The organism is uncultured Aquitalea sp. (assembly GCF_945957525.1).
Lineage (GTDB): Bacteria > Pseudomonadota > Gammaproteobacteria > Burkholderiales > Chromobacteriaceae > Aquitalea.
The window spans coordinates 97,847-122,669 of the sequence record NZ_CAMFLA010000008.1 but is presented as its reverse complement, the minus strand read 5'-3'; the positions used below and the strand labels follow the sequence as shown (position 1 = coordinate 122,669).

At 60.8% G+C, this 24,823-nt stretch carries 22 protein-coding genes and 3 tRNA genes; 17 read left to right on the top strand and 8 right to left on the bottom strand.

Features of this window, described 5'->3' with window-relative positions:
• Positions 1-131: 131 nt before the first annotated feature.
• The 5 genes from argA to ettA all read left to right on the top strand — a co-directional run bounded on the left by argA (position 132) and on the right by ettA (position 6,420).
• Positions 132-1,439, top strand: coding sequence for an amino-acid N-acetyltransferase (argA, locus tag Q0P52_RS09750; RefSeq protein ID WP_293761296.1), 1,308 nt, complete (start codon positions 132-134; stop codon positions 1,437-1,439).
• A 97-nt stretch (positions 1,440-1,536) separates the two neighbouring features.
• Positions 1,537-1,809, top strand: coding sequence for an oxidative damage protection protein (locus tag Q0P52_RS09745; protein ID WP_293761292.1), 273 nt, complete (start codon positions 1,537-1,539; stop codon positions 1,807-1,809).
• Positions 1,810-1,876: 67 nt separating this feature from the next.
• Complete coding sequence (gene ppk1 / locus Q0P52_RS09740) at positions 1,877-3,934, top strand: polyphosphate kinase 1 (protein WP_293761289.1); 2,058 nt, start codon at positions 1,877-1,879, stop codon at positions 3,932-3,934.
• 275 nt (positions 3,935-4,209) lie between these two features.
• The gene (locus tag Q0P52_RS09735; protein WP_293761286.1) at positions 4,210-4,689 is read left to right on the top strand and encodes a DUF456 family protein; all 480 of its coding nucleotides are present in this window, start codon (positions 4,210-4,212) and stop codon (positions 4,687-4,689) included.
• 63 nt (positions 4,690-4,752) lie between these two features.
• Positions 4,753-6,420 carry an energy-dependent translational throttle protein EttA gene (ettA, locus tag Q0P52_RS09730; RefSeq protein WP_293761283.1) on the top strand — a complete coding sequence of 556 codons (1,668 nt, stop codon included), beginning with the start codon at positions 4,753-4,755 and terminating at the stop codon, positions 6,418-6,420.
• Between the two features lie 93 nt (positions 6,421-6,513).
• On the opposite strand, the gene Q0P52_RS09725 is transcribed toward ettA, so the two are convergent.
• Positions 6,514-6,759, bottom strand: a complete 246-nt coding sequence (locus Q0P52_RS09725) for a CDGSH iron-sulfur domain-containing protein (protein WP_293761280.1) — start codon at positions 6,757-6,759, stop codon at positions 6,514-6,516.
• A 109-nt stretch (positions 6,760-6,868) separates the two neighbouring features.
• Here Q0P52_RS09725 and Q0P52_RS09720 point away from each other — a divergent pair, with 109 nt between their 5' ends.
• Positions 6,869-7,564 (top strand): peptidoglycan DD-metalloendopeptidase family protein, encoded by a 696-nt coding sequence (locus Q0P52_RS09720; protein WP_293761277.1) that lies wholly within the window; start codon positions 6,869-6,871, stop codon positions 7,562-7,564.
• Here the strand turns inward: Q0P52_RS09720 and Q0P52_RS09715 are convergent.
• A complete protein-coding gene (locus tag Q0P52_RS09715; protein ID WP_293761274.1) occupies positions 7,558-8,481 on the bottom strand; it encodes a glyoxylate/hydroxypyruvate reductase A in 924 nt (307 codons plus the stop codon). The genes Q0P52_RS09720 and Q0P52_RS09715 overlap by 7 nt on opposite strands.
• Before the next feature lie 145 nt (positions 8,482-8,626).
• On the opposite strand from Q0P52_RS09715, the gene Q0P52_RS09710 reads away from it, so the two are divergent.
• Together Q0P52_RS09710 and Q0P52_RS09705 are read left to right on the top strand one after the other, a co-directional pair.
• Complete coding sequence (locus Q0P52_RS09710) at positions 8,627-9,418, top strand: transporter substrate-binding domain-containing protein (protein ID WP_293761271.1); 792 nt, start codon at positions 8,627-8,629, stop codon at positions 9,416-9,418.
• Positions 9,419-9,681: 263 nt separating this feature from the next.
• On the top strand, positions 9,682-10,698 hold the full coding sequence (locus Q0P52_RS09705) for a DUF1615 domain-containing protein (protein ID WP_293761269.1): 1,017 nt from the start codon (positions 9,682-9,684) through the stop codon (positions 10,696-10,698).
• Here the strand turns inward: Q0P52_RS09705 and Q0P52_RS09700 are convergent.
• Positions 10,677-11,393 carry a hypothetical protein gene (locus Q0P52_RS09700; protein WP_293761266.1) on the bottom strand — a complete coding sequence of 239 codons (717 nt, stop codon included), beginning with the start codon at positions 11,391-11,393 and terminating at the stop codon, positions 10,677-10,679. The genes Q0P52_RS09705 and Q0P52_RS09700 overlap by 22 nt on opposite strands.
• A gap of 8 nt (positions 11,394-11,401) precedes the next feature.
• Here Q0P52_RS09700 and Q0P52_RS09695 point away from each other — a divergent pair, with 8 nt between their 5' ends.
• Positions 11,402-11,629 (top strand): hypothetical protein, encoded by a 228-nt coding sequence (locus Q0P52_RS09695; protein ID WP_293761263.1) that lies wholly within the window; start codon positions 11,402-11,404, stop codon positions 11,627-11,629.
• 85 nt (positions 11,630-11,714) lie between these two features.
• Here Q0P52_RS09695 and Q0P52_RS09690 read toward each other — a convergent pair.
• The 5 genes from Q0P52_RS09690 to fdhD all read right to left on the bottom strand — a co-directional run bounded on the left by Q0P52_RS09690 (position 11,715) and on the right by fdhD (position 14,277).
• A tRNA-Glu gene (locus tag Q0P52_RS09690) sits at positions 11,715-11,789 on the bottom strand.
• Between the two features lie 3 nt (positions 11,790-11,792).
• A tRNA-Arg gene (locus tag Q0P52_RS09685) sits at positions 11,793-11,869 on the bottom strand.
• Positions 11,870-11,875: 6 nt separating this feature from the next.
• Positions 11,876-11,969: transfer RNA gene (locus tag Q0P52_RS09680), tRNA-Ser, on the bottom strand.
• A 61-nt stretch (positions 11,970-12,030) separates the two neighbouring features.
• Positions 12,031-13,257, bottom strand: coding sequence for an aspartate kinase (locus Q0P52_RS09675; RefSeq protein ID WP_293761260.1), 1,227 nt, complete (start codon positions 13,255-13,257; stop codon positions 12,031-12,033).
• Positions 13,258-13,458: 201 nt separating this feature from the next.
• Complete coding sequence (gene fdhD, locus Q0P52_RS09670; protein ID WP_293761257.1) at positions 13,459-14,277, bottom strand: formate dehydrogenase accessory sulfurtransferase FdhD; 819 nt, start codon at positions 14,275-14,277, stop codon at positions 13,459-13,461.
• A 193-nt stretch (positions 14,278-14,470) separates the two neighbouring features.
• Here fdhD and fdnG point away from each other — a divergent pair, with 193 nt between their 5' ends.
• From fdnG to Q0P52_RS09630, 8 genes are all read left to right on the top strand, one after another.
• Positions 14,471-17,527 carry a formate dehydrogenase-N subunit alpha gene (gene fdnG / locus Q0P52_RS09665; protein ID WP_293761254.1) on the top strand — a complete coding sequence of 1,019 codons (3,057 nt, stop codon included), beginning with the start codon at positions 14,471-14,473 and terminating at the stop codon, positions 17,525-17,527.
• A gap of 9 nt (positions 17,528-17,536) precedes the next feature.
• Complete coding sequence (fdxH, locus tag Q0P52_RS09660; RefSeq protein ID WP_293761251.1) at positions 17,537-18,409, top strand: formate dehydrogenase subunit beta; 873 nt, start codon at positions 17,537-17,539, stop codon at positions 18,407-18,409.
• Complete coding sequence (locus Q0P52_RS09655) at positions 18,406-19,035, top strand: formate dehydrogenase subunit gamma (RefSeq protein WP_293761248.1); 630 nt, start codon at positions 18,406-18,408, stop codon at positions 19,033-19,035. Before fdxH ends, Q0P52_RS09655 begins: the two co-directional genes overlap by 4 nt.
• Positions 19,032-19,955 (top strand): formate dehydrogenase accessory protein FdhE, encoded by a 924-nt coding sequence (gene fdhE / locus Q0P52_RS09650; RefSeq protein WP_293761246.1) that lies wholly within the window; start codon positions 19,032-19,034, stop codon positions 19,953-19,955. The genes Q0P52_RS09655 and fdhE overlap by 4 nt, the downstream gene beginning before the upstream one ends.
• A 318-nt stretch (positions 19,956-20,273) precedes the next feature.
• Entirely contained in the window at positions 20,274-20,642 is a 369-nt protein-coding gene (locus tag Q0P52_RS09645) for a response regulator (RefSeq protein ID WP_293761243.1), read from the top strand.
• 8 nt (positions 20,643-20,650) lie between these two features.
• The gene (locus Q0P52_RS09640; protein WP_293761241.1) at positions 20,651-20,941 is read left to right on the top strand and encodes an STAS domain-containing protein; all 291 of its coding nucleotides are present in this window, start codon (positions 20,651-20,653) and stop codon (positions 20,939-20,941) included.
• Positions 20,931-23,159 carry a chemotaxis protein CheA gene (locus tag Q0P52_RS09635; RefSeq protein ID WP_293761238.1) on the top strand — a complete coding sequence of 743 codons (2,229 nt, stop codon included), beginning with the start codon at positions 20,931-20,933 and terminating at the stop codon, positions 23,157-23,159. The genes Q0P52_RS09640 and Q0P52_RS09635 overlap by 11 nt, the downstream gene beginning before the upstream one ends.
• The gene (locus Q0P52_RS09630; RefSeq protein WP_293761235.1) at positions 23,156-24,820 is read left to right on the top strand and encodes a methyl-accepting chemotaxis protein; all 1,665 of its coding nucleotides are present in this window, start codon (positions 23,156-23,158) and stop codon (positions 24,818-24,820) included. Before Q0P52_RS09635 ends, Q0P52_RS09630 begins: the two co-directional genes overlap by 4 nt.
• Positions 24,821-24,823 lie beyond the last annotated feature (3 nt).

Here is a 24,823-nt window from a genome sequence, read left to right as displayed (position 1 = left end):
AGCCCGTCCCCGCCCTGCCAGGACGGGCTTTCTCATTCGGCCCAACCCGGTTTTTCTGCCATTCTGGCGTCATTCCTGCTAGGCTTGACGCTTGGTTTTCCTTATTCCTTCTCGCAGGAGTTCACCGCAAGATGTTGAACCGGGAGTTCGTCCTCTCATTCCGGGAAGCCGCCCCTTACATTAATGCCTTCCGTGGCAAAACCTTTGTCCTCGCCGTCAGCGGCGAGGCTGTGATGGAAGGCGGCTTCAGCAAGCTGTCGCAGGATATCAACCTGCTGGTCAGCCTGGGGGTGCGCGTGGTGCTGGTGCACGGCATACGGCCGCAGATCGAAGCGCTGCTCAAACGCTTCGGCATCGCCAGAATGTTCCACAGCGACCGACGAGTGACCGACGCCAACACCATGGACATCGTCAAGCAGGCGGCCGGCGCCACCCGCTACGAAATTGAAGCGCAGCTGTCCATGGGCATGCACAACTCGCCGATGCACGGCGCGCATCTGCGCGTGGCGGGCGGCAACTTCATCACGGCCCAGCCGCTGGGCGTGCTGGACGGCGTGGACATGCAATACACGGGTCAAGTGCGCCGCATCGACACAGAAGCCATTCGAACCCGGCTGGAAGCCGGCGAACTGGTGCTGCTCTCCCCGGTGGGATTCTCGCTGACCGGCGAAGCCTTCAACCTCACCATGGAAGAAATGGCGGCACAGCTGGCTTCCGCATTGAAGGCCGAAAAACTGATTTTCGTCATCGAAGGTCGTGGCGTGGTCAATCCGGAAGGCGAGTTCGTCAGCACGCTCACCGCCCAGCAAGCGGAAAACCTGCTCAAGGCCGGCCATTTGCAGCGCGATGTCACCGCCTACCTGCCCTACGCCGTCAAGGCCACCCGCGACGGCATTCCCCGCGCGCATCTGGTCAGCCATCATGAAGACGGTTCGCTGCTGAGCGAGCTCTTCACCAGTGGCGGCACCGGCACCATGATCGCGCGCGACGCGCTGGTAAAAGTGCGCACCGCCACCATCGACGACATCGGCTCGATTCTCAACATTGTCCGCCCGCTGGAAGAAAAAGGCATTCTGGTCAGACGCAGCCGCGAGCACCTGGAAATGGACATCGCCCGCTACTCCGTACTGGAGCACGATGGCAAGATCTACGGCTGCGTCGCCATGCATCCCTTTCCAGAAGCCGGCATGGCCGAACTGGCCTGCCTGGCGGTGTCGTCGGAAAAACGCGAGCACGGCTTTGGCGAGTCTCTGCTGCACCATGTGGAATACAAGGCGCGCACCCAAGGCCTGAAAGCCTTGTTTGTACTCACTACGCAAACTGCCCACTGGTTCATCGAACGTGGGTTTGCCGAAGCGGACCGGGCCACACTGCCCATGGCGAAACAGGCCTTCTACAACCACCAGCGGCGCTCGAAAATCTTCGTCAAGCCGCTGTGAGCCGCGCTTTTCCACGCCGCCGCCAAGGTTGGAAGGCTGTCATGACTGTGACACAATACTGAAGTAAATTCAGTCCACCATTTTGCAAGGAATGGCAATGACAAGAACTGTCAATTGCGTGAAATTGGGTCGCGAGGCGGAGGGCCTCGACTTCCCGCCGCTGCCGGGCGAACTCGGCAAGCGCGTATTCGAAAACGTCTCCAAAGAAGCATGGCAAGGCTGGCTGCGTTATCAGACCATGCTGATCAATGAAAACCGTCTCAGCCTTGCCGATGCCCGCGCCCGCCAATATCTGGCGTCGCAAATGGAAGCGTACTTCTTCGGCCAAGGCGCCGAAGCGCCGGCGGGCTACACGCCGCCGCAAGCCTGATTCATCGAACCAAGCCCTCCTTGCGAGGGCTTTTTTATCGCAATCCGTTTTTGGGCAAGATCAACGTATGTCACAAACCCACGAGTTGCTGCTGAACCGCGAACTGGGCCAGATCGAATTCAACAAGCGCGTACTGGCCCAGGCCGAAGACGCCAGCCTGCCGCTGCTGGAGCGCCTCAAGTATCTGTGCATCGTATCGTCGAATCTGGATGAGTTCTTCGAGGTGCGCATCGCCTGGCTGAAGGAAACCGCCCAGCTGACACCGGACCGCATCCTGGCCGATGGCGCCACGCCTTTGCATGTACTGGATCAAGTATCCACCGCCAGTCATGAGCTGGTGCGCCGCCAGTACGCCATCATGAGCGATGTGCTGTTCCCGGCGCTGCGCCAAGAAGGCATCGTCTTCCTGCGCCGCAACGAATGGACCGAGCAGCAGCAAGAGTGGGTGAAAAACTTCTTCGCCAACGAACTCAAGCCCATCCTGACCCCCATCGGTCTGGACCCGTCGCACCCCTTCCCCAAGGTGTTGAACAAGTCGCTCAACTTCGCGGTGGAGCTGGATGGACGCGACGCCTTCGGCCGACAGTCCGGCATCGCCATCGTGCAGGCGCCTCGCATCCTGCCGCGCGTGATCAAGGTACCGCCGGAAGTATGCGGCGGCCATCCGCACACCTTCGTATTCCTCTCCTCCATCCTGCACTCGCATGTGCATGAGCTGTTCCTCGGCATGACAGTGAAGGGCTGCTACCAGTTCCGCGTCACCCGCGACAGCGAACTGACAGTGGAAGACGAAGACCTGAAAAACCTGCGCACCGCCCTGCAGGGCGAATTGCGACAGCGCCAGTTCGGCGACGCGGTGCGGCTGGAAATCGCCGACACCTGCCCGGCGCACATGGAAGAATTTCTGCTCACCCAGTTCAACCTGCAAAAGAAGGACGTTTACCGCGTCAACGGCCCGGTGAATCTGGTACGCCTGATGCAGGTGCCGGATCTGGTGGATCGTCCGGATCTGAAATTCCTGCCCTTCCTGCCTTCGCTGCCGGATGCGCTGAACAAGAAACTCCCCCTGTTCGACGCCATCCGCAAGAGCGACATCCTTTTGCACCACCCCTTCCAGAGCTTTCAGCCCGTCATCGACATGCTGAACCTGGCGGCTACCGACCCGCAGGTGGTGGCCATCAAGATGACCGTCTATCGCACCGGCACCGACTCTGTGCTGATGGAATCGCTCATTGCCGCCGCCCGCGCCGGCAAGCAGGTAACCGTGGTACTGGAGCTGATGGCGCGCTTCGACGAAGAAGCCAACATCAGCTGGGCCAGCCGGCTGGAAGACGCAGGCGCCCACGTGGTGTACGGCGTGTTCGGCTACAAGGTGCATGCCAAGATGCTAATGGTGATCCGCCGCGAAGAACACGGCTTGCGCCACTATGTGCACCTGGGCACCGGCAACTATCACCCGCGCACAGCCCGCTTCTATACAGACTTCGGCCTGCTGACCTGCAACGAAGAAATCGCCAGCGACGTCAACGACATCTTCGTGCAACTCACCGGCCTTGGGCGCGCCAGCCAGCTCAAACAGCTGTTCCAAAGCCCGTTCTCGCTGCACAGCATGCTGCTGGAAGCCATCGAGCGCGAAGTGGAGCACGCCCAGCAGGGCAAGCCGGCGCAGATCATCGGCAAGATGAACGCGCTGCTGGAGCCGCAAGTGATCCACGCGCTCTACCGCGCCAGCCAGGCCGGCGTAAAAATCCAGCTGATCGTGCGGGGCGTCTGCGCCTTGCGCCCCGGCGTGCAGGGCCTGTCTGACAACATCACCGTGCGCTCGGTGGTGGGTCGCTTTCTGGAACACCCCCGCGTCTATTACTTCCGCAACGATGGTGAAGAAAACGTCTTCATCGCCAGCGCGGACTGGATGGGGCGCAATCTGTTCCGCCGTATCGAAACCTGCGTGCCCATCCTTGATCCCAAAATCAAGCGCCGCGTGATCAAGGAAGCGCTTAAGCTGTATCTGGAGGACAACGTCAATGCTTGGGACATGCAGGCGGACGGCAGCTACAAACGCCATAGCAGCCGCGGCAAGGACCAGTGCGCGCAGATGATCTTACTGGAAGAGTACGCCCGCTGACAGCGGCATCCGGCCTTCGGCCAAGCTCTGACTCAAGCCTGGCGGCCATCCGATGGAACTCTCCTCGGATGGCCGCTTTCTTATGAGGCTGCAGCCTGTTCGCGCGACCTGGCCGCCATGCCTCCACTTGCGAACAGGTTCTCGTCTTCTTAATAGTCGCTGACTACACCTCGCAGAAACCCTGAGCCACGACGCGCCGATGCAGGCAGCACGACAAGGCGACGCAACGCAGGAGCAGGGGTGTTGTTAGCGGATCTTCATTCAGGAATAGACCTATGGAAGCTCTTGGATATGCCCTTGCCGGGTTGATGCTGCTGATCGGCCTTGCCGGCACGCTTTTCCCCGCCCTGCCCGGCCTGCCGCTGATGATGGGCGGCTTCCTGCTCTTGGGCTGGCTGGACAACTTCCAGCATCTGGGCAGCCTTTCACTCACCATTCTGGCGCTCATCACCTGCCTGGGCATGGCCGTGGACTTTATTGCCGGACTGCTCGGCGCCAAACTGACCGGCGCCAGCCGACAAGCCCTATGGGGCGCCTTCATCGGTAGTCTGGCGGGTATTTTCATGGGTCTTGTCGGCGTCATCATCGGCCCCTTGCTGGGCGCGATGATCGGCGAGTTTCTCGCCCGCCGCGATGCCTTTCAGGCCGGCAAAGTGGGATTGGGCACACTGATCGGTTTTCTGATCGGCACCGTCGCCAAAATCGGCTGCGCTTTTGCCATGCTGGCCACCGCCATCTTCGCGCTGGTCTGGTAGCAGGCTGCCCCCGACTGCCGCTTTTGGTAGAATCAGCCGGTTAACGAATGCAATGGATAAGTCATGGCTCAATACGTGATGTCGATGCTCCGCGTGAGCAAGGTGGTGCCGCCCAAGCGCCAGATCATCAAGGACATTTCCCTGTCCTTCTTCCCCGGCGCGAAAATCGGCCTGCTGGGTCTGAACGGCGCGGGTAAATCCACCGTGCTGAAAATCATGGCCGGGGTGGAAAAAGAATACGACGGCGAAGTGCAATGGCAGCCCAACCTCAATATCGGCTACCTGCCGCAAGAGCCGCAGTTGGACGCGGAAAAGACCGTGCGCGAAGAAGTGGAAAGCGGCATGGGCGAAGTGATGGGCGCGCAAAAGCGCCTGGAAGAGGTTTACGCCGCCTACGCCGACCCGGATGCCGACTTTGACGCCCTGGCGGAAGAACAGGCCCGCCTTGAAGCCATCATATCCGCCGGCGCCGGCGACAATGTCGAACTGCAACTGGAGCTGGCCGCCGACGCGCTGCGCCTTCCTCCTTGGGACGCCAAAATCGGCCCCCTGTCCGGTGGTGAGAAACGTCGCGTGGCGTTGTGCAAACTGCTGCTTTCCAAGCCCGACATGCTGTTGCTGGACGAACCCACCAACCACCTGGACGCCGAATCGGTCGAATGGCTGGAGCAATTCCTGGTGCGCTTCCCCGGCACCGTGGTGGCCGTTACCCACGATCGTTACTTCCTCGACAACGCCGCCGAATGGATTCTGGAACTGGACCGCGGCGAAGGCATTCCCTGGAAAGGCAACTACTCCGGCTGGCTAGAGCAGAAGGAAGCCCGTCTGGCGCAGGAAGCCCGTGGCGAAGCCGCCCGCCAGAAAGCCATGAAGCTGGAACTGGAATGGGTGCGTCAGAACCCCAAGGGCCGTCAGGCCAAATCCAAGGCGCGTATCGCCCGCTTCGAAGAACTGTCCAGCTACGAAACCCAAAAGCGCAACGAAACCCAGGAAATCTTCATTCCCGTGGCCGAACGCCTGGGCAATGAAGTGATCGAGTTCGACAACGTTTCCAAAGGCTTCGGCGATCGCCTGCTGATCGACAACCTCAGCTTCAAGGCCCCGCCGGGCGCCATCGTCGGCATCATCGGCCCCAACGGCGCCGGCAAGTCCACGCTGTTCAAGATGATCGCCGGCAAGGAGCAACCGGACAGCGGCAGCGTGAAGATCGGCCAGACCGTGCAAATGGCCTTCGTCGAGCAAAGCCGCGAAGGCCTGGACGGCGAGAAGACCGTCTTCGAAGACGTGGCCGCTGGCGCGGACATCCTCACGGTGGGCAAGTTTGAAATGTCCAGCCGCGCTTATCTTGGCCGCTTCAACTTCAAGGGCGCGGACCAGCAGAAAAAGGTCGGCATGCTGTCCGGCGGCGAACGCGGCCGTCTGCACCTGGCCAAGACCCTGCTTAAGGGCGGCAACGTATTGCTGCTGGACGAACCGTCAAACGACCTTGACGTGGAAACCCTGCGCGCACTGGAAGACGCCCTGCTGGAATACGCCGGCACCGTGTTCGTGATCTCCCACGACCGCTGGTTCCTCGACCGTATCGCCACCCACATTCTGGCGGCGGAAGGCGAATCGCAATGGACCTTCTTCGACGGCAACTATCAGGAATACGAAGCCGACAAGAAAAAACGCCTGGGCGAAGAAGGCGCCAAGCCCAAGCGTATCCGCTACAAGCCGATCACCCGCTGATCCGCCGCTGATCCGCCGCTGCCGCAGCAAAACAAAACCCCGGCGTGGCCGGGGTTTTATTTTTGTTTCAAGGCCCAAGGTTGGCCGAAGGGCTCACTCGTCCTGACTGTGAGTACCATCGCATAAGGGCTGGCCTGCCGTGCGTTTGCAACCACAGAAATAGACCGTGCCGCTCTGCTCCGCCGTGTACTTTACCGGCGAAAAATCCGACCCTTTGTGCGAACCGTCGCAAAACGGCTGGCTGTTGCTCTGGCCACAGGCACACCACCAGTAGTCCTGCCCCGCCTTGACCTCAACGGCGTAGGGAAAGTATTGCGGCGCGAAGGGTTTGTCTGACATGACGGACTCCTGATGCGGTGGGGGAGGTTTCAGCTTAGTTGGCCGAAGGCACTCTTCCAAACCGATTGTCTCCGTCCTGGCTCGGAAGCCTTGCCCGGTCAATGCTAGAATGACCCGCATGACTTTGCGCCGCTTTTTGTCCGCCATGCTGCTTTGCGGCCTTGCCGCTTGCAGCAGCGCGCCCTCCTATCCGCCCGCACCCGATGGTTTCTATCGCGTGCAACCGGGCGACACGCTCTACCGCATCGCGCTCAACAATAAACAAAGCGTCGGCAATCTGACGCGCTGGAACGGGCTGAAAGACGCGTCCAGCATCGAAGCGGGACAACTGTTGCGCATCCGGCCACCAGCCGCAACGGCCTCGGCCAGCAGCGGCAAACAGCCCCCCGCACCGCGCAAGGAAGCACCAACGCCCGCACCCAGCCGCAAACCACCGGTCGCCATTTCGCTGCAATGGCCGGCGCAAGGCAAACTGCTGTCGCGCTACGACGGCAGCCGCAGCAAGGGGATAGACATCGGCGGCGCCGCCGGCAGCCCGGTCAAGGCAGCCGCCGACGGCAAGGTGGCCTACGCGGGCAAAGGCATACGCGCCTACGGCAACCTGCTGATCATCAAGCACAACAACGATTACCTCACCGCCTACGCCCATAATCAGAATCTGCTGGTGAAGGAGGGCCAAAGCGTCAAGGCCGGCGACACCATCGCCACCCTCGGCCGCACCGGCGCCACCCGCGACCAGTTGCACTTCGAGCTGCGGCACCAGGGCCAGGCCATCGACCCGCTGCCCTATCTGCCGGCTCAATAACCCCGGGCCCGCTCCACCAGCCCGGCGGGCTTTTCTCCACGCACCAGCGCCGCCAGATTGGCGGTGATTTGAGAGACCGCCTCCTCCGGCAATGTCATGGCGGCGATATGCGGCGTCACCAGCACGGCCGGGTGCCGCCAGAGCGGATGAGAGACGGGCAGCGGTTCCTCACTGAACACATCCAGCAGGGCGCCTGCCAGGTGGCCGCGTTCCAGCAAGCCCAGCACGGCATTCTGATCCAGCTGCTCGCCCCGGCCGGCATTGATGATGAAGGCCCCCTTCGGCAAACCTTGCAGTCGGCGTTCATTCAGCAAACCACGCGTATCGGCCGTTGCCGGCAGGATATTCAGCAGGATGTCGCTATCGGCCAGCAGATCCTCCAGGCCGGTTTCCCCCTTACAGGCCGCAACGCCCTCCAGGGGCTTGCCGCTGCGACTCCACCCCCGCACCCGATAACCCAGCGTGGCCAGCCCCATCGCCACCTTGCCGCCGATCTCACCCAGACCCAGCACCCCGATGCGGGTTTGCGACGCAAGGCGTGCCGGCAATGGCCGCCACTGGGCCGCAGACTGCTGATGCTGGTACTCGCCCATGCGCCGTTGCGCATGCAGCACCCCGTACAAGGCATACTCCAGCATCTGCTGCGCCATGCCGGCATCCGTCAGCCGTACCACGGCGACAGACGATGGCAGATCGTCGCGGGCCATCAGCTTGTCCACTCCGGCGCCCAGCACGAATACGGCCTCCAGCCTGCGCATGCCGGCGAAAAAACCCGGCGGAGGCCCCCACACTACTGCATAGCGCACCGAGGCCGCATCCACAGGCTCCGGCCATACGCGCACTTCCCTGCCCGGCATGGCGCGGGACAGCAAAGCCTGGTAGACGTCCGCCTCTTGCGGCGCATAGAGATACAACATGGGGAATCCTTCCTGCCGCCGGAGCCGCCTGAAAACGGCCCGGCTTGATCATGAGCAAATCCGTTACAACGCGAACGGCTTGAATTCAGTGTCATAGTGTCGGACGATTAAGCACGTCCTGTCCATGCTCGCTCGCAGGTTCCTCATGCGCATACTGCCTACCCTGCTTCTGTTTCCGCTGCTGCCGCTGATACTGCTCACGGCCCCCGCCCGTGCCGCGGACACCACGGTGCGGATCGCCTTTGGCGAATCGCTGGAACCCTATATCAACCATGACGGGCAATCCGGTCTGGAGGTGGACATCATCCGTGCCGCACTGAGCGAACGCGGGCTGTTTCTCAAGCCGCTGACCGTATCCCAGCCTCGCCTAGGCAAGGCCTTGCTGCAGACCGATGTCGACGGCGTCGCCACCGTACTACCCGAGTCCTATCCGAAGGCGGCCTTCTCTGATGTTTACATTCACTATGAAGATGTCGCCATTGTGCTGGCCGACAGCCACATCCGGCTGGACAGCATTGCGGACCTTGCCCGTTACCGGGTGCTGGCGTTTCCCATGGCTCGCCAGTATCTCGGGCCGGAATTCGCCGCCATGGCCAACGCCAACCCCCGTTACGCGGAAGCCGCCAATCAAATAGACCAAAACCGTTTGCTCTATCGCGGCGCCATTGATGTTGTTGTGGCTGATCGCAATATTTTCGCCGGCATGGATCAGAAGCTTCGGCAAACCTATCTGGAATCACCGGCACTGGTTAAGGAATACCACCTGTTTGTCCGCATCCCCTATCGCATCGCTTTCAAGAACGACCGGCTGCGCAATGAATTTAATCAGGGTCTGCAAGCCATTCAGCGCAATGGCGTATATCAGAAACTGACCCGTCGCTTCCGCCTGCAAAGCGAAAGCAACTCGCCCATGGAAACACAGGCACCACCCCGTTGAAGTACAGCCGGCCCCTTGCCAGCGGCAGGGCTTTTGGACCACCATGCGGCTTTCGCGTTGCCGGATGGACCATGAACCTTCGCCATACTCCACTGCTGTTGGTTTCGCTGTTGCTGACCGCCTGCGCTACTGCGCCAACACCGCCGCCGATCGACACATCCAGCAGACCCGAACCCGTGCCGGTAGCGCCACCACAGCCAGACACGCCCCCACCAGCCATCCCCCCCGTGCCCGTGCAAGCAACGACTCCGACACGGCCCACCGTGCAGGAGGTTCCACCCCGCGCCATGGTGGAGCGGATGCTGCCGGCCAAGATCGCCGACCGCAAGGGTTGGACGGAAGATATCTACAATGCCTTCACCTATCTGAAGCTGCCGTTCACCGCGGATAACCTGTGCGCCGTCGGCGCGGTGATCGAACAGGAGTCCAGCTGGCAAAGCGACCCCAGCGTGCCCAATCTGCCCGCCATCGTTTGGGAGAAAATCGGCGAACGGGCGCATAAATACCTCGTGCCACTGCCGGTAGTAAAAGCGGCGCTGCTCAAGACCTCTCCCAACGGCCAAAGCTACAAAAGCCGCATCGACAACTTGCGCACCGAACGCGAAATGAACCTGCTGTTTGAGGACATGGCCGCGGAAGCCAGCAAGCTGGGCCTGCCGATGAACATGAAAAACCCCATCCGCACCGGCGGTCCCATGCAAGTGAGCGTTGAGTTTGCCGAAGCTCATGTAAAAGTCTGGCCCTATCCCTACCGCACCGGACAGAGCATTCGCAACGATGTCTTTACCCGTCAGGGCGGCGTGTATTTCGGCAGCGCCATCCTGCTGCAATACCCGGCGCCCTATTCCAACATGCTGTACCGTTTTGCTGACTTCAACGCCGGCCGCTACAGCAGTCGCAACGCAGCCTTCCAGCAAGCATTGACCCGCCTGGGCGGCGGCAAACTGGCACTGGACGGTGACTTGATGGACTACACCGGCGGCAAGGCGGACAGTAGCACCTACCGCGCCGCCCGCAAGCTGGCGACGCAGTTGAACATGCGCGATGCCGACATCTTGCGAGACCTGAAACAGGAAAAAGCCGCCAGCTTTGGTCAGAGCGAGCTGTATCGCAAGGCATTTGTCCTTGCAGACCAACGCTTCGGCCAACAGCCAAGAGAACGCCTGCCGCAAATTGATCTGGTCAGCCCCAAAATCACCCGCAAGCTCACCACAGAATGGTTCGCCAAACGGGTGGAGGGCCGCTATCAGGCTTGCCTTCAACGCATGCGGGCTTCCTGATCCTCACTGCCGTCTTTCGTTCTGGCGGGTGTGGGGTTCTGGTCTGATCGGAGAATCGCCAGGTCCAGCAAGACTTCGGTGGCCAGCTTGTCAAACAATGCAGCATGACGCGCTGCATACTTGTTGAGCAAACGTTGGCAATCCGGCATCGACCATAGCCAGCCTCCCCTCCTGCCCTGAAACAGCGAGTGATTGCGAAGCTGCAATGGGAGCGGCGGGCGCTCATCCTCAAAGCCCCAATAAAATGCCTCCCGGCCTTCCGTCACGAACGGCTGGCCGAACAGCTGCGCCACCGCCTCGTCGTAGCGGAGGGTGAAATCGATATGCTCTGTGCGCCAGGGTCCGTGCGGCCTGGGATGCCGGCATTCTATCCAGCAGTGATATTCGTCCAGATCCTGCAAATCCATCGCTTTTCTTAGCGCCGAACGCGACGGGGTAATCAGCAAGTAGCGCCCTTCCCCGCAATCCAGCACGCCACCACCCGCTCGGGCCTGATAGGGCTCGCCAGTGATCGCACGCAAGACCCGGGTTCCCACCAAGGCATAATCAGCACAGCGCCCTATCAGGCTGATTCCCCGCATGAGGAATGTCCGCTCCATCACTCCTTGCAAGGCCTGATCGATATCCCTCCGCATATCGGCGGTGAGCTTGTCGCCTCTTTTGCCCAGACGCAGCAACGCAGCAATTTTTTCCATGATTCCTTTTGAGGGAAAATTTCCCACAAAATGAACGTAATTCAAAGCAACGTCAAGCTAGGGAAAAGCCTAATGTGGCTTTAAGCCTTAATATTCGGCGTTTCCGCGACAACAAATCATTACAAGCGAGCGTGCGCCGCAGCGGGTCTTACGGCTTGGCCGTGGGCAAGAATGAAAAAACAGTATTGAAGACGGGAGCAACAAGAACGGGGTTTGAACAGAACACCAGCGAGTGAAACTACACACAATGACATGGCTGCGGCATGGCAAGCGTAAAAAGAAAAAAGGCACCGCAAAAGCAGTGCCTTTTTTCTTTAATCCTGGCGTCCCCACGGGGAATCGAACCCCGGCTACCGCCGTGAAAGGGCGGTGTTCTAACCGCTAAACTATAGGGACAGCTGGCGCACCCGGAGCGATTCGAACGCCCGACCCTTTGGTTCGTAGCCAAATACTCTATCCAACTGAGCTACGGGTGCGTTGTCTGGCGGAGAAAGAGGGATTCGAACCCTCGATACAGGTTTAAGCCCGTATGCTTCCTTAGCAGGGAAGTGCCTTCGACCACTCGGCCATTTCTCCGTTCAGAGGCCGCCATATTAAGCAAGGCAGCGACCCCTGTCAAGCGTTTGCCCTATTATTTTCAGGCAGGCTGATCCAGGCCGAAAACCTTGTGCAGAACGCGTACGCCCAGCTCCAGATACTTCTCATCCACCAGTACGGAAACCTTGATTTCCGAGGTAGAAATCATCTGGATGTTGATGCCTTCCTCAGCCAGCGTACGGAACATGGTGGAAGCCACGCCACAGTGCGAGCGCATGCCCACACCCACGATGGAGATCTTGGCGACCTTATCGTCCGCATCGATCTTTGCGGCACCGATATGGGTCTGCACTTCACGCAGAATCGACAGGGTGCGCTGGAACTCGCCGCGCGGCACAGTGAAGGAGAAGTCGGTGGTGCCGTTCTCGCCCACGTTCTGGATGATCATGTCCACTTCGATGTTGGCATCGGCGATGGGGCCCAGAATCTGGTAAGCGATGCCCGGCTTGTCCGGCACGCCCTTGACGTTGATGCGTGCTTCATTGCGGTCAAATGCGATGCCTGCGACTACAGCCTTTTCCATGTTTTCATCTTCCTCGAACGTGATCAGCGTGCCCTCGCCTTCATCCTCGAAACTGGAGAGCACACGCAGTCGTACTTTGTACTTGCCGGCGAATTCCACCGAACGGATCTGCAGCACCTTGCTGCCCAGCGAAGCCATCTCGATCATCTCTTCGAAAGTGATGGTCTTCAGGCGGCGCGCTTCAGGCACCACGCGCGGATCGGTGGTGTAAACCCCGTCAACGTCGGTGTAAATCTGGCATTCGTCAGCCTTCAGCGCGGCGGCAAGCGCCACGGCGGAAGTGTCTGAACCGCCGCGACCCAGCGTCGTGATGTTGCCGTTCTCGTCAATGCCTTGGAAACCGGCGACAACTACGACGGAACCTTGCGCCAGATCGCCGCGCATGGCCTCTTCGTCGATGGACTGGATACGGGCCTTGTTGTGGGCATCATCGGTGGTGACCCGAACCTGCCAGCCACAGTAGCTCTTCGCCTCAACGCCAATTTCCTTCAGCGCCATGGCCAAGAGGCCGATGGTGACTTGTTCGCCGGTAGAAATGATGACGTCGAGTTCTCTCGGGTCCGGATAATCCTGAATCTCTTTGGCCAGCGCGATCAGTCGGTTGGTTTCTCCACTCATGGCGGAGACCACCACCACGACATCATGTCCCTGCGCTTTCCATTTGGCGACACGGCGGGCAACATTCTTGATGCGCTCCGGGGAGCCCATCGAGGTACCGCCGTACTTCTGTACGATGAGTGCCATGCTTGCTTCTTATATAGAAAGGTTAATATGTCGGACTTCGATTCTGACCCGATACGTGTTCGGAATGCAAGACCATTGTTCGACAATGACCTGAGTCGCTGACGCAATGCAGCATCCCCGCGCTCGACTCCCCTTCTTTGGCAAGTCATTGCCAACATCAACCAGTCTTTGCAAGCACACAAACAAGCGCGCCCAAACAAGTCAACCCAAGTCAATACGCTCAGGACAGGTATAAATATTGGCGCGGCCGGGGCGGGCAAAACCGATCAGCGTCAACCCGTAACGCTCGGCCATCTCCACCGCCAGCGCCGTGGGCGCGGAAACCGCAGCCAGTATTTCTATGCCGGCGGCCACGGCCTTTTGCACCATTTCATAGCTGGCGCGGCTGGTCACCAGCGCGGCTCCGGCGCCGGCATCAGCCTTGCTGCGCCAACCAATCAGCTTGTCCAGCGCCACGTGACGGCCGACATCCTCGCGCACGGTGGCCAGCTCGCCGCCCGCGGTCAGCCACGCAGCGGCGTGGGTGCAACCGGTCTGCTCCGCCAGGGTTTGCCGAAGCGGCAGGTCGCTCAGCGCCTGGCTGATGGCGCGCATGTCGATGCTGGCGGTAAACGGCAATGCCGGCAGCGGACGAAACACTTCCGCCAGTTGCTCGACGCCGCACAAACCACAGCCCGTCCGCCCTGCCAGTTGACGCCTTCTTTCTTTCAAAGCGCTGAAACAGGAAGATGCCAACTCGACATGCACCTCGATGCCGCTGGCCACCGGCCGGATTTCGATATCGAAAATATCCCCCGGCTGCCTGGCAATGCCTTCGGCCAAGGTGAAACCCAGCGCGAAATCTTCCAAATCAGCCGGCGTGGCCATCATCACCACATGAGCGATGCCGTTGTACACCAGCGCTACGCCGGTTTCGCAGGCTAGCAGGTCTTGCGCAGCGGCAACAGCAGTGTCTTGTCGCCAGTGCTGCAGAGAGGCGGAACTCGCCACGGGCCAGCATGTCTTATCAGGTTCGGTCATCAATTGCTTTTTTAAACAAGTGGCTTTGTCAGAAGCTATTGGTAATAGCTTGCTTGCTTGGCAATAATAGCCAGTGAGGGAGACAAGATAATAGCCCGCAAGGATTCCGCCCCGCCATTGCCGGCCGCCAAGGCCGAGTCGTGGCACCGGGCGGCTTTCTCATCAGTTTCATCCCCATAACGCAGGAGACACCATGCAGGTCAATCGGCGGCAGTTCTTCAAGCTCTGCGCCGGCGGTATGGCAGGTTCCACTATTGCGACTCTGGGTTTTCTGCCTGAAAAGGCGCTGGCAGACGTGCGCAGCTACAAGCTGATGCGCGCCAGTGAAACCCGCAATACCTGTCCGTACTGTTCGGTCGGCTGTGGCATTTTGATGTACAGCCTGGGGGACGGCGCGAAAAACGCCAAGTCCGACATTTTCCACATCGAAGGCGATCCGGACCACCCGGTAAACCGCGGCGCGCTCTGTCCGAAAGGCGCAGGCCTGGTGGATTTCATCCACAGTCCCAATCGCCTCAAATACCCGGAAGTGCGCGAAGCCGGTTCCAATGAATGGAAACGCATCAGCTGGGATGAGGCCTTCGATCGTATCGCCCGTCACGTCAAAACAGACCGCGACGCCAACTTCATCGAGAAAAACGCGGACGGTGTTACCGTCAACCGCTGGCTCAGCACCGGTTTTCTCGCGGCCTCGGCCTCCAGCAACGAAGCAGGCTGGCTGACCCACAAATTCACCCGCAGCCTGGGCATGCTGGCTGTGGACAATCAGGCGCGTGTATGACACGGACCAACGGTGGCAAGTCTTGCCCCAACATTTGGTCGCGGTGCCATGACAAACCATTGGGTCGACATCAAGAACGCCAATCTCATCATCGTGATGGGCGGCAACGCGGCGGAAGCGCACCCGGTAGGGTTCCGCTGGGCCATTGAGGCCAAGACCCGCAATAAAGCCAAGCTGCTGGTCATCGACCCTCGCTTTACCCGCACCGCCTCTGTGGCGGACTTTTACGCGCCCATTCGCACCGGCACGGACATCACTTTGCTGTCCGGCGTGATCCGCTATTTGCTGGAAACCGGCAAGTACAACAAGGAATACACGCTCGCCTACACCAACGCCGCGCTGCTGGTGAATCCGGACTTCAAGTTCGACGACGGCTTGTTTAGCGGTTACAACGCAGAAAAACGCAGTTACGACAAATCCACCTGGACCTACCAGCTGGATGAAAAGGGCATCGCCAAGCGCGACGACACTCTCAGCGATCCCCGCTGTGTGATCAACCTGCTGAAAGCCCATGTGGCGCGCTATACGCCGGAAATGGTGGAAACCATCTGCGGTACACCCAAGGACGCATTCAAGGCCATCTGCGAGCACCTAGCGGAAACCAGCGCGCCGGACAAAACCACGTCTTTCCTGTACGCACTGGGCTGGACCCAGCACTCCATCGGCGCGCAGAACATCCGCACCATGGCCATGATCCAGCTGCTACTGGGCAATATGGGCATGGCCGGCGGCGGCATCAACGCCCTGCGCGGACACTCCAACATCCAGGGGCTCACCGACCTCGGCCTGCTGTCCACCAGCCTGCCGGGCTATATGACCATGCCCTCGGAAAAAGAGCCGACGCTGCAGGCCTATCTGGACAAATACACCAGCAAGCCGTTGGCCGAAGGCCAGATGAACTATTGGCAGAATTACCCCAAGTTCTTCGTCTCGATGATGAAGGCCATGTGGGGCGACAAAGCCACGGCCGACAACAACTGGGGCTACGACCTGCTACCGAAGTGGGACAAAGGCTATGACGTCCTGCAGTACTTCGAGTTGATGCACCAGGGCAAGGTGAACGGCTATTTCTGCCAGGGCTTCAATCCGGTTGCCTCCTTCCCCAACAAGAACAAGGTAGTGGAGTCGCTCTCCAAGCTGAAATTCCTGGTGATCATGGACCCGCTGGCAACGGAAACCTCCACCTTCTGGAAAAATCACGGCGAGCAAAACGACGTCAAGACGGCCGACATCAAGACCGAAGTCTTCCGTCTACCCACCACCTGCTTCGCCGAAGAAGACGGCGCCATCGTCAACTCCGGCCGCTGGCTGCAATGGCACTGGAAGGGCGCGGAACCGCCGGGCCAGGCCATTACCGACCCGCAAATCCTCGCCGGCATCTTCCTCAAACTCAAGGCGCTGTACGCCAAGGACGGCGGCAAGTTTCCGGACGCCATCAACAGCCTGTCTTGGGCTTATGGCGAACCGCACGAACCCAAGCCGGAAGAACTGGCCAAGGAGCTCAACGGCAAGGCGCTGGCAGATCTGCCCGATCCGAAAAACCCCGGCCAGTTCTTGGCGAAGAAAGGCGAACTGCTGCCCGGATTCGCCTTGCTGCAGGCCGACGGCTCAACGGCCTCTGGTTGCTGGATCTTCGCCGGCAGCTGGACGCAGGCCGGCAACCAGATGGCTCGCCGCGACAACAGCGACCCCTCCGGCCTGGGCAATACGCTGGGCTGGGCCTGGGCGTGGCCGGCCAACCGCCGCATCCTGTACAACCGCGCTTCCTGCAAACCGGACGGCACGCCATGGGACAAAGCCCGCACGCTGATCAAGTGGAACGGCGAGAAGTGGGGCGGCGTGGACGTGCCGGACTTCAAGGCCGACGAACCGCCGGGCACCGCCATGGCGCCGTTCATCATGCAGCCTGAAGGTCTGGGGCGTCTGTTTGCGTTGGACAAGATGGCCGAAGGCCCCTTCCCCGAGCATTACGAACCCTTCGAGACGCCGCTGGGCACCAACCCGCTGCATCCCAAAGTGGTATCGAATCCGGCCGCCCGTCTGTTCAAGGGCGACAAGGAGCAAATGGGCAAGCACGAGGACTTCCCGTACGCGGCCACCACCTACCGCCTGACCGAGCACTTCCACTACTGGACCAAGCATGCACGCCTCAACGCCATCATGCAGCCGGAACAGTTCGTGGAAATCGGCGAGGAGTTGGCGCAGGAGAAAGGCATTGCGCACGGCGACATGGTCAAGGTGTCCTCCAAACGGGGCTACATCAAGGCCAAGGCCGTGGTGACCAAGCGCATCAAGGCGCTCAACATCAACGGCAAGAAAGTGCATCACGTGGGCATTCCGATTCACTGGGGCTATGAGGGCGTGGCCAAGAAAGGCTTTATCGCCAATACGCTGACGCCGTTCGTCGGCGACGCCAACACCCAGACGCCGGAATTCAAGTCCTTCCTTGTCAACGTTGAGAAAGCCTAAGGAGCGGCCATGTCACTGCAATCGCAAGATATCCTGCGTCGCTCCGCCAGCCCCACCCAGCCTCCCATTGCGCGCGAGCACAAGGAGGAAGTGGCCAAGCTGATCGACGTCACCACCTGCATCGGCTGCAAGGCCTGCCAGGTGGCGTGTTCGGAATGGAACGACCTGCGGGACGAGATCGGCAGCAATGTCGGCGTCTACGACAACCCTGCGGACCTGACCGCCGAAAGCTGGACCGTGATGCGCTACAGCGAAGTGGAGCAGAACGGCAAGCTGGAATGGTTGATCCGCAAGGACGGCTGCATGCACTGCGCCGACCCCGGCTGCCTGAAGGCCTGTCCGTCGCCGGGCGCCATCATCCAGTACGCCAACGGCATCGTGGACTTCCAGTCAGAGCACTGCATCGGCTGCGGCTACTGCATCTCGGGCTGTCCGTTCAATGTTCCGCGCATCAACGCCAAGGACAACAAGGCCTACAAGTGCACTTTGTGTTCCGACCGAGTGAGCGTGGGACAGGAACCGGCCTGCGTGAAAACCTGCCCCACCGGCGCCATCCGCTTCGGTAGCAAGGAAGCGATGAAGGAGTACGCCGCCGAGCGCGTGGGCGAGCTGAAAACCCGCGGTTTCGACCAGGCCGGTCTGTACGATCCGGCTGGGGTGGGCGGTACGCACGTGATGTACGTGCTGCACCACGCCGATCAGCCCGAGCTGTATCACGGGCTGAAGAAGGACCCGGAAATCAGCCCGGTGGTCAACCTGTGGAAAGGCATCCTCAAGCCGCTCTCCACCATCGGTCTGGCCGCATCGGTGCTATTCGGCTTCTTCCACTACATCGGCGTCGGCCCCAACAAGGCTGAAGAAGACGAGGAGGAAAAGGCATGAGCAAGGAAAAGCTGATAAAGCGCTATAGCGCCGCGGAACGCATCAACCACTGGATTGTGGCTGTGTGTTTCGTGTTGCTGGCCATTTCCGGCCTGGCCTTCTTCTACCCGGCCTTCTTCTGGCTGACGGGCGTGTTCGGCACACCGCAGCTGGCACGCATCGTACATCCCTTCGTGGGCGTGCTGATGTTCCTCGGCTTTGCCCGCCAGTTCCTGCGCTACTGGCATCACAACTTCATCGACAAGGAAGACATCAAGTGGATGAAGTCCGTGAAGACGGTGCTGGCTGGTCATGAGGTGGGCGATATCGGCAAGTACAACGGCGGGCAGAAGGCGATGTTCTGGATGATGACCGGCTGCTTGCTGGTGCTCATCTGCACCGGCATCGTCATCTGGCGGCCCTACTTTGCCTATTACTTCCCCATCCCGCTGATCCGCGTCGCCTTGCTGCTGCATGCCTGGAGCGCGCTGGCGCTGATCGCCGGCATCATCGTGCACGTGTATGCGGCCCTGTGGGTGCGCGGCACCATTCGCGCGATGGTGGAAGGCGTGGTCACGCATGCCTGGGCAAAGAAGCATCATCCGCGTTGGTATCGTGAAATGACGGAGGGCAAGAACAAGCCATGAGCATCCGTATCGTGCCCGCCGACAGTCTCGGCGACACGCGGCAGGCCAGCAGCCTGGACATTGCGCCCTTGCTGCTGCCGGCCTCCGGCGGCCTGTATCGCCAGCGCGCCGCCCGTCTTGGCGCGTTGGCGGTTGGCCATCCGATGGAGGCCTTCCTGCGTTTTGCCGCAGCGCTGGTGACAGCGCAAGCCGATGTGGCAACGCGTCACACTGTTGCCCTGCCTGCTCGCGACGACTACTTCCGCCAATGCGCCGAACATGGCTTGCCGCCGCTGGGCGCGCAGGCCTGGCCGCGCGACCCGGTCTGGCAACACATGCTGCGCGACCTGTGCGACCAGCTTGGGCAAAGCATGCAAGGCCCAGCCGCCATCGTGGCGCACCTGTTGGCCGAAGAGCCCGCCGAGATGCTGGAGCGCCAGGCGCAGCAACTGCTGAACGGCGAGTGGGCCGCGGTGGGCGCCGATCGCGCGCCCTTCATCTGGGCCGCCTTGTCGGTGTACTTCAGCCAGTTGGCCAGCCAATTGCACATCCACGCGGTTGCGGAACCCGACAGCGCCCGTCACCTGTGCCCGGTGTGCGGCAGCTCGCCAGTAGCCAGCGTGGTGCGCCAGGGCGCGGAAAGCGGTTTGCGTTACTTGCATTGCAGCCTGTGCGAAAGCGACTGGCATCTGGTGCGCTCCACCTGCAGCAATTGCGAGTCGTCGAAAGACCTCGGTTACTGGACGCTGGACGACAAGGAAGCCGCTGTCAGGGCGGAAACCTGCGGTGATTGCCATGGTTATCTGAAGATCATCTACCTGGACAAGGACCGCGAGGCCGACCCGGTGGCGGATGATCTGGCTAGTCTGCCGCTGGATGCCCGCATCGAGGAGGAAGGTTTCTTCCGCAGCGGACTCAACCCCTTGCTGTTCCCAGGCTGAATGATCCCGCTTCTGTCCAAGCCGGCCTTCGCCGGCTTTTTTCATGTCTGCCGCTGTCTTTTTGAATGAACCGTTTATCAACCTGACAACAGTTGTAATAAATAAAGCCAACTCTTTCACCCCCGCTTATTTGCATCCTCAATGACGAGCAACTACAAACAAGACGGGGGGTTGTGAAATTTCAGACTATTGCCAAGCAATTGCCTACAAATGGCATTGACGTAACCGACCGGCAGGCAAGACAGCACTGCCGGCATCCACCTCCCGGCGCCGCGCATGCGTCGTCTCTGGCAAACAGCGAATACCGGGAGAGTGTCCATGGCCAAAACCATCCTCATCGTCGACGATTCCTACAGCCTGCGGCTGGTCGTCAAAATGACGCTGGAGGGAGCCGGCTACGAAGTGATTGCCGCCGCCGACGGACAGCAGGCGCTGGACATGCTGGATGGCCGCAAGATCCATCTCATCCTGTCTGACGTCAATATGCCAGTGATGGACGGACTGACCCTGCTTGGCCACATCAAGCAACACCCCGACTACAAGTTCACCCCTGTCATCATGCTGACCACCGAGGCCAGCCAGGACATGAAGCAGCGCGGCCAGCAGGCCGGCGCGCGCGGTTGGCTGGTGAAGCCTTTCGAGCCGCCGCAGCTGCTGACCACCATCGGCAAACTCATCCTGCCCTGAGACGCGCCATGACCACCACGCTGCCGCTGGAAGGCGACCTCAACATCTACACGGCTAGCCAGTTGCGCCAGAGGTTGGCCGAAGCGCTGGCCGCCACCGACGACCTGACGCTCGATCTGTCGCAGGTGGGCGAATTCGATACCGCCTGCGCCCAGGTGCTGGTATGGCTGACCCAAGAAGCGCAACGGCGGGGCAAAACCGTGCGCATGTCCGCGCCCAGCCCCGGCGTCAGTCAGTTCGTCGCGCTGATGGGACTCGGCCGCTTGCTGCCGCAACTGGAGGCCGCGCATGAATCTTGAACAAGCCATGCAGATTTTCCTGCAAGAGTCCGCCGAGTTGCTGGATGACATGGAGCGGATTCTGCTGGATGCCGAAGCGGACACCATCGACGACGAGCAGCTGGGCGCGCTGTTTCGCGCCATGCACACCATCAAGGGCTCGGCCGGACTGTTCGGCCTGGATGACATGGTGGCCTTCACCCATCAGGCGGAAAACCTGCTGGATCTGCTGCGCAGCCATGAAATCAGCCTCAACGACGAACTGAGCGGCCTGCTGCTGCGCTGTCACGACCACGTCAAGGCGCAGCTTGCTGTCATTGCCGGACAGCCGCCGCAAGGAAGTGAGAACAGCGCCGAGCTGCTGAGCGAAATTGCCGACTATCTGGCGCGACACCACGCGCCGACATCCGTTGGCGACACCGTCTTTGCCCAAGAACATGAGCCGCCTGCCGCCGAAACCGGGGAGCCGCGCCAATGGTTGCTGTCTTTGCGTTTTGGCCCCGACATGCTGCGCAACGGCATGGATCCGGCATCCTTCATCCGCTATCTCGCCACCCTGGGAAGCGTGGCGCAAATCGCCGCGCTCATGCCGGGTTTGCCGCAAGACGGCAGCTACGACCCGGAAACCAACTACTTGTGGCTGGAAGCCTTGTTCACCACTGCGGTGGATGAAGTGCAACTATCCGAAGTATTCGAATTCGCCCGCGAAGACAGCGCCATTTTTCTCACCCCGGCAGACAAGCTGGCCGAGGGCTGCGACAAAGCGCTGCAAGGCCTTGATGACGCCGGACGGCGCGAGATCATCGCAGTGTGGCGCGGCTGGGGGCTGCCCGTATCGGCGGATATCCTCTGCGATCCGCCCCCAGCCGCGCTAGCCGCCACGGAAACCGCGCCGGTCGCCGCGACGCAAGACACCCCGTCAGGCGAACCCGTGGAAACCGCCAAACCGCAAGCGGAGCCCCGCAGCGGCATCGCCAAACCGATGGACAACAAGTTTATCAAGGTGGAAGCCGGCAAGCTCGACAACCTGATCAACCTCATTGGCGAGCTAGTGATCGCCGGCGCTGCCGCCAACCTGATGGCCAGGCGCTCCGGGCAGAGTCCGCTGGTGGAATCCACCATGGTGATCGCCAACCTCATCGAGCAGATCCGCGCCGAGACACTGTCGATGCGCATGGTGCAGATCGGCGAGATCTTCAGCCGCTTCCCGCGCGTGGTACGCGATGTATCGAAAGAACTCAACAAGCAGATCAAGCTGGTGATTTCCGGGGCGGAAACCGAGCTGGACAAATCCATGGTGGAAAAACTGGGCGATCCGCTGATGCACATCGTGCGCAACGCCATCGATCACGGCATCGAATCGCTGGAAACCCGTCGCGCCAACGGCAAACCGGATGAAGGCCGCGTATGGCTCAACGCCTACCATGAGTCCGGCAGCGTGGTGATTGAAGTGGCCGATGACGGCGGTGGGCTCTCGCGCGAGCGCATTCTGGCCAAGGCGGTGGAACGCGGCGTGGTAAGCCCGGACGCCATGTTGGCCGAACAGGACATCTACCGGCTGATCTTTGAGCCGGGTTTCTCCACCGCCCCCATCGTCACCAACCTTTCCGGGCGAGGCGTCGGGCTAGACGTCGTGAAAAAGAGCATCGAGCAGCTACGCGGCAGTCTGGAGATCGATACCGAAGCCGGGCTGGGCACCACCTTCCGCCTGCGTCTGCCGCTGACGCTGGCCATCATCGATGGCTTTCTGGTGGAAATCGGTCGCTCCACCTTCGTCATCCCGCTGGAAACCGTTATCGAGTGCATGGAGCTGCCGGCCGAGCTGGCCGCCGATGCCGGCAAGAATTGTCTGGATCTGCGCGGCGAAGCGCTGCCGCTCTTGCACCTGCGCCGCTTCCTCGATTTGCCGGGCGAGCCCGGCCGCCGACGCAATATCGTCGTGGTAAAAAGCGGCGACGCCAAGGCGGGGCTGGTGGTGGATGCGCTGCAGGGCGAATTCCAGACCGTCATCAAACCGCTGGGCAGTCTGTTCCGCCATCTCAAAGCCATCAGCGGTTCCACCATTCTGGGCACCGGCGACGTGGCATTGATTCTGGACGTGCCGGCACTGATCCAGCATGCCGCCCAGCAAGAAGCCGAGCACTACTCGCTCAATCGCGAGCTGACACAACAAGCGCATCGCGCATCGCCGGCGCTACCGACAACAACACAAGACAGCCAATCGGGGAATCTCTCATGAGCAACGGAAAACCCATGGGCGTGGCCGCCCGCCTCGGGCTGGGCTTCGCCAGCCTGATTGCCCTGCTGCTGGCCTGCGTGCTGACAGCTGCCTACAGCTTCAGTCTGGTGGACGAAGGTCTGCAAGACATGAAAGTGAACGACGAGGAGGCGCGCTTGGCCGCCACGCTGGTCTCCACCACGCAGGAGCTGCGCATCGCCTATCGCAACGTGATCATTTTCCTGGACAACCAGGATATCGCCAGCGCCGACGAGAAATACAACGACGCCAAACGGCGCTATCTGGATGCGGAGAAAGAGCTCAGTTACCGCATACAGAACGAGGCCAAAACCTCGCCTCGCGAGCGCGAACTGATGAGCCAGGTGCTGAATCAGCGCCCGGGTGCTTTCGCCGTGATGGACAAGGCAGAGAAGCTGGGCGTGGCCAACCACAATGAGGAAGCCACCACGGTGATGAAAAACGAGGTCATCGCGCCCATGAACCGGTTGGTGGACCTGCTCAATACGCTGCACGACGTCAAGCTGCGCATGAACGAACAAGCGCGGCAGGACGCCATGCGCACCTACCAGCAGGCCCGGCTGGTGATGATCGCCCTGTCAGCCATAGCCATCGCGCTGGGCATTGCGCTTGCTGTGCTGATCACGCGCCGACTGGTGCGCACGCTGGGGGGCGAACCACACTATGTGGCGGAAGTCATGCATGAGATTGCTGCCGGCAACCTGATGCTGCAGCTGCAGCTCAAGCATGGCGACAGCGACAGCATGATGAGCTCGGTGGCGCAGATGGTGGAAAAACTGCGCAACATCATGAGCGAGGTGAAAAGCGGCGCGGACAACCTCTCCTCCGCCGCCCAACAACTCAACGCCACCTCGCAATCCCTGTCGCAATCGGCCAGCGAATCCGCCGCCGGCATCGAGGAAACCACCTCCTCCATTGAGGAGATGTCCTCCTCCATCAACCAGACCAACGATAACGCTCGCGTCACCGAAGGCATTGCCCTGAAAGCCGCGCGCGAAGCCGAAGAAGGCGGCGAAGCCGTTCGGCAAACCGTATCGGCCATGCGCCAGATCGCCGACAAGATCGGCATCGTCGACGATATTGCCTATCAGACCAATCTGCTGGCGCTCAACGCCGCCATCGAAGCCGCCCGTGCCGGCGAACACGGCAAGGGCTTCGCCGTTGTCGCGGCGGAAGTGCGCAAGCTGGCTGAACGCAGCCAGATAGCCGCCCAGGAAATCAGCGCAGTGGCCGGCGGTAGCGTAGGGTTGGCCGAACGGGCCGGCCGGTTGCTGGAGGAAATGGTGCGCTCCAGCTCGCGCACCGCCGATCTGGTGCAGGAAATCGCCGCCGCCTCCAACGAGCAGGCCAGCGGCGTCAGCCAGATCAACGCCGCCATCCAGCAATTGAACAACACCACGCAGCAAAACGCCTCCGCCAGCGAAGAACTGGCCTCCACGGCGGAAGAAATGAGCAGCCAGGCGGAAAACCTGCAAGATCTGATGACCTTCTTCCGCGTGGGCGACCAACGCCGCTACTCGCCCGTCTCGCATCACGGCCATGGCAGTCACGGCGGCATGCACGCCTCGCACGCCGCTCATCGCTTTGTGCCGGACAGTCAGGGCCAGAGCGGGCTGGACGAGTCGGACTTCATCCGCTTCTAGGAC

Bases quoted from the DNA above. Each gene is read 5' to 3' on its own strand.
- Q0P52_RS09725 (WP_293761280.1), bottom strand. From the start codon at position 6,759: ATGTCAGACAAACCCTTCGCGCCGCAATACTTTCCCTACGCCGTTGAG.
- Q0P52_RS09715 (WP_293761274.1), bottom strand. From the start codon at position 8,481: ATGTTGTATCTCTATGCGCCGCAAGAGGCGGACGTCTACCAGGCTTTG.
- Q0P52_RS09635 (WP_293761238.1), top strand. From the start codon at position 20,931: ATGAATCTTGAACAAGCCATGCAGATTTTCCTGCAAGAGTCCGCCGAG.
- Q0P52_RS09630 (WP_293761235.1), top strand. From the start codon at position 23,156: ATGAGCAACGGAAAACCCATGGGCGTGGCCGCCCGCCTCGGGCTGGGC.
- ppk1 (WP_293761289.1), top strand. From the start codon at position 1,877: ATGTCACAAACCCACGAGTTGCTGCTGAACCGCGAACTGGGCCAGATC.
- ettA (WP_293761283.1), top strand. From the start codon at position 4,753: ATGGCTCAATACGTGATGTCGATGCTCCGCGTGAGCAAGGTGGTGCCG.
- fdhE (WP_293761246.1), top strand. From the start codon at position 19,032: ATGAGCATCCGTATCGTGCCCGCCGACAGTCTCGGCGACACGCGGCAG.
- fdxH (WP_293761251.1), top strand. From the start codon at position 17,537: ATGTCACTGCAATCGCAAGATATCCTGCGTCGCTCCGCCAGCCCCACC.
- Q0P52_RS09640 (WP_293761241.1), top strand. From the start codon at position 20,651: ATGACCACCACGCTGCCGCTGGAAGGCGACCTCAACATCTACACGGCT.
- Q0P52_RS09720 (WP_293761277.1), top strand. From the start codon at position 6,869: ATGACCCGCATGACTTTGCGCCGCTTTTTGTCCGCCATGCTGCTTTGC.
- Q0P52_RS09655 (WP_293761248.1), top strand. From the start codon at position 18,406: ATGAGCAAGGAAAAGCTGATAAAGCGCTATAGCGCCGCGGAACGCATC.
- fdhD (WP_293761257.1), bottom strand. From the start codon at position 14,277: ATGACCGAACCTGATAAGACATGCTGGCCCGTGGCGAGTTCCGCCTCT.
- Q0P52_RS09745 (WP_293761292.1), top strand. From the start codon at position 1,537: ATGACAAGAACTGTCAATTGCGTGAAATTGGGTCGCGAGGCGGAGGGC.
- Q0P52_RS09710 (WP_293761271.1), top strand. From the start codon at position 8,627: ATGCGCATACTGCCTACCCTGCTTCTGTTTCCGCTGCTGCCGCTGATA.
- Q0P52_RS09645 (WP_293761243.1), top strand. From the start codon at position 20,274: ATGGCCAAAACCATCCTCATCGTCGACGATTCCTACAGCCTGCGGCTG.
- Q0P52_RS09735 (WP_293761286.1), top strand. From the start codon at position 4,210: ATGGAAGCTCTTGGATATGCCCTTGCCGGGTTGATGCTGCTGATCGGC.
- Q0P52_RS09700 (WP_293761266.1), bottom strand. From the start codon at position 11,393: ATGGAAAAAATTGCTGCGTTGCTGCGTCTGGGCAAAAGAGGCGACAAG.
- Q0P52_RS09675 (WP_293761260.1), bottom strand. From the start codon at position 13,257: ATGGCACTCATCGTACAGAAGTACGGCGGTACCTCGATGGGCTCCCCG.
- argA (WP_293761296.1), top strand. From the start codon at position 132: ATGTTGAACCGGGAGTTCGTCCTCTCATTCCGGGAAGCCGCCCCTTAC.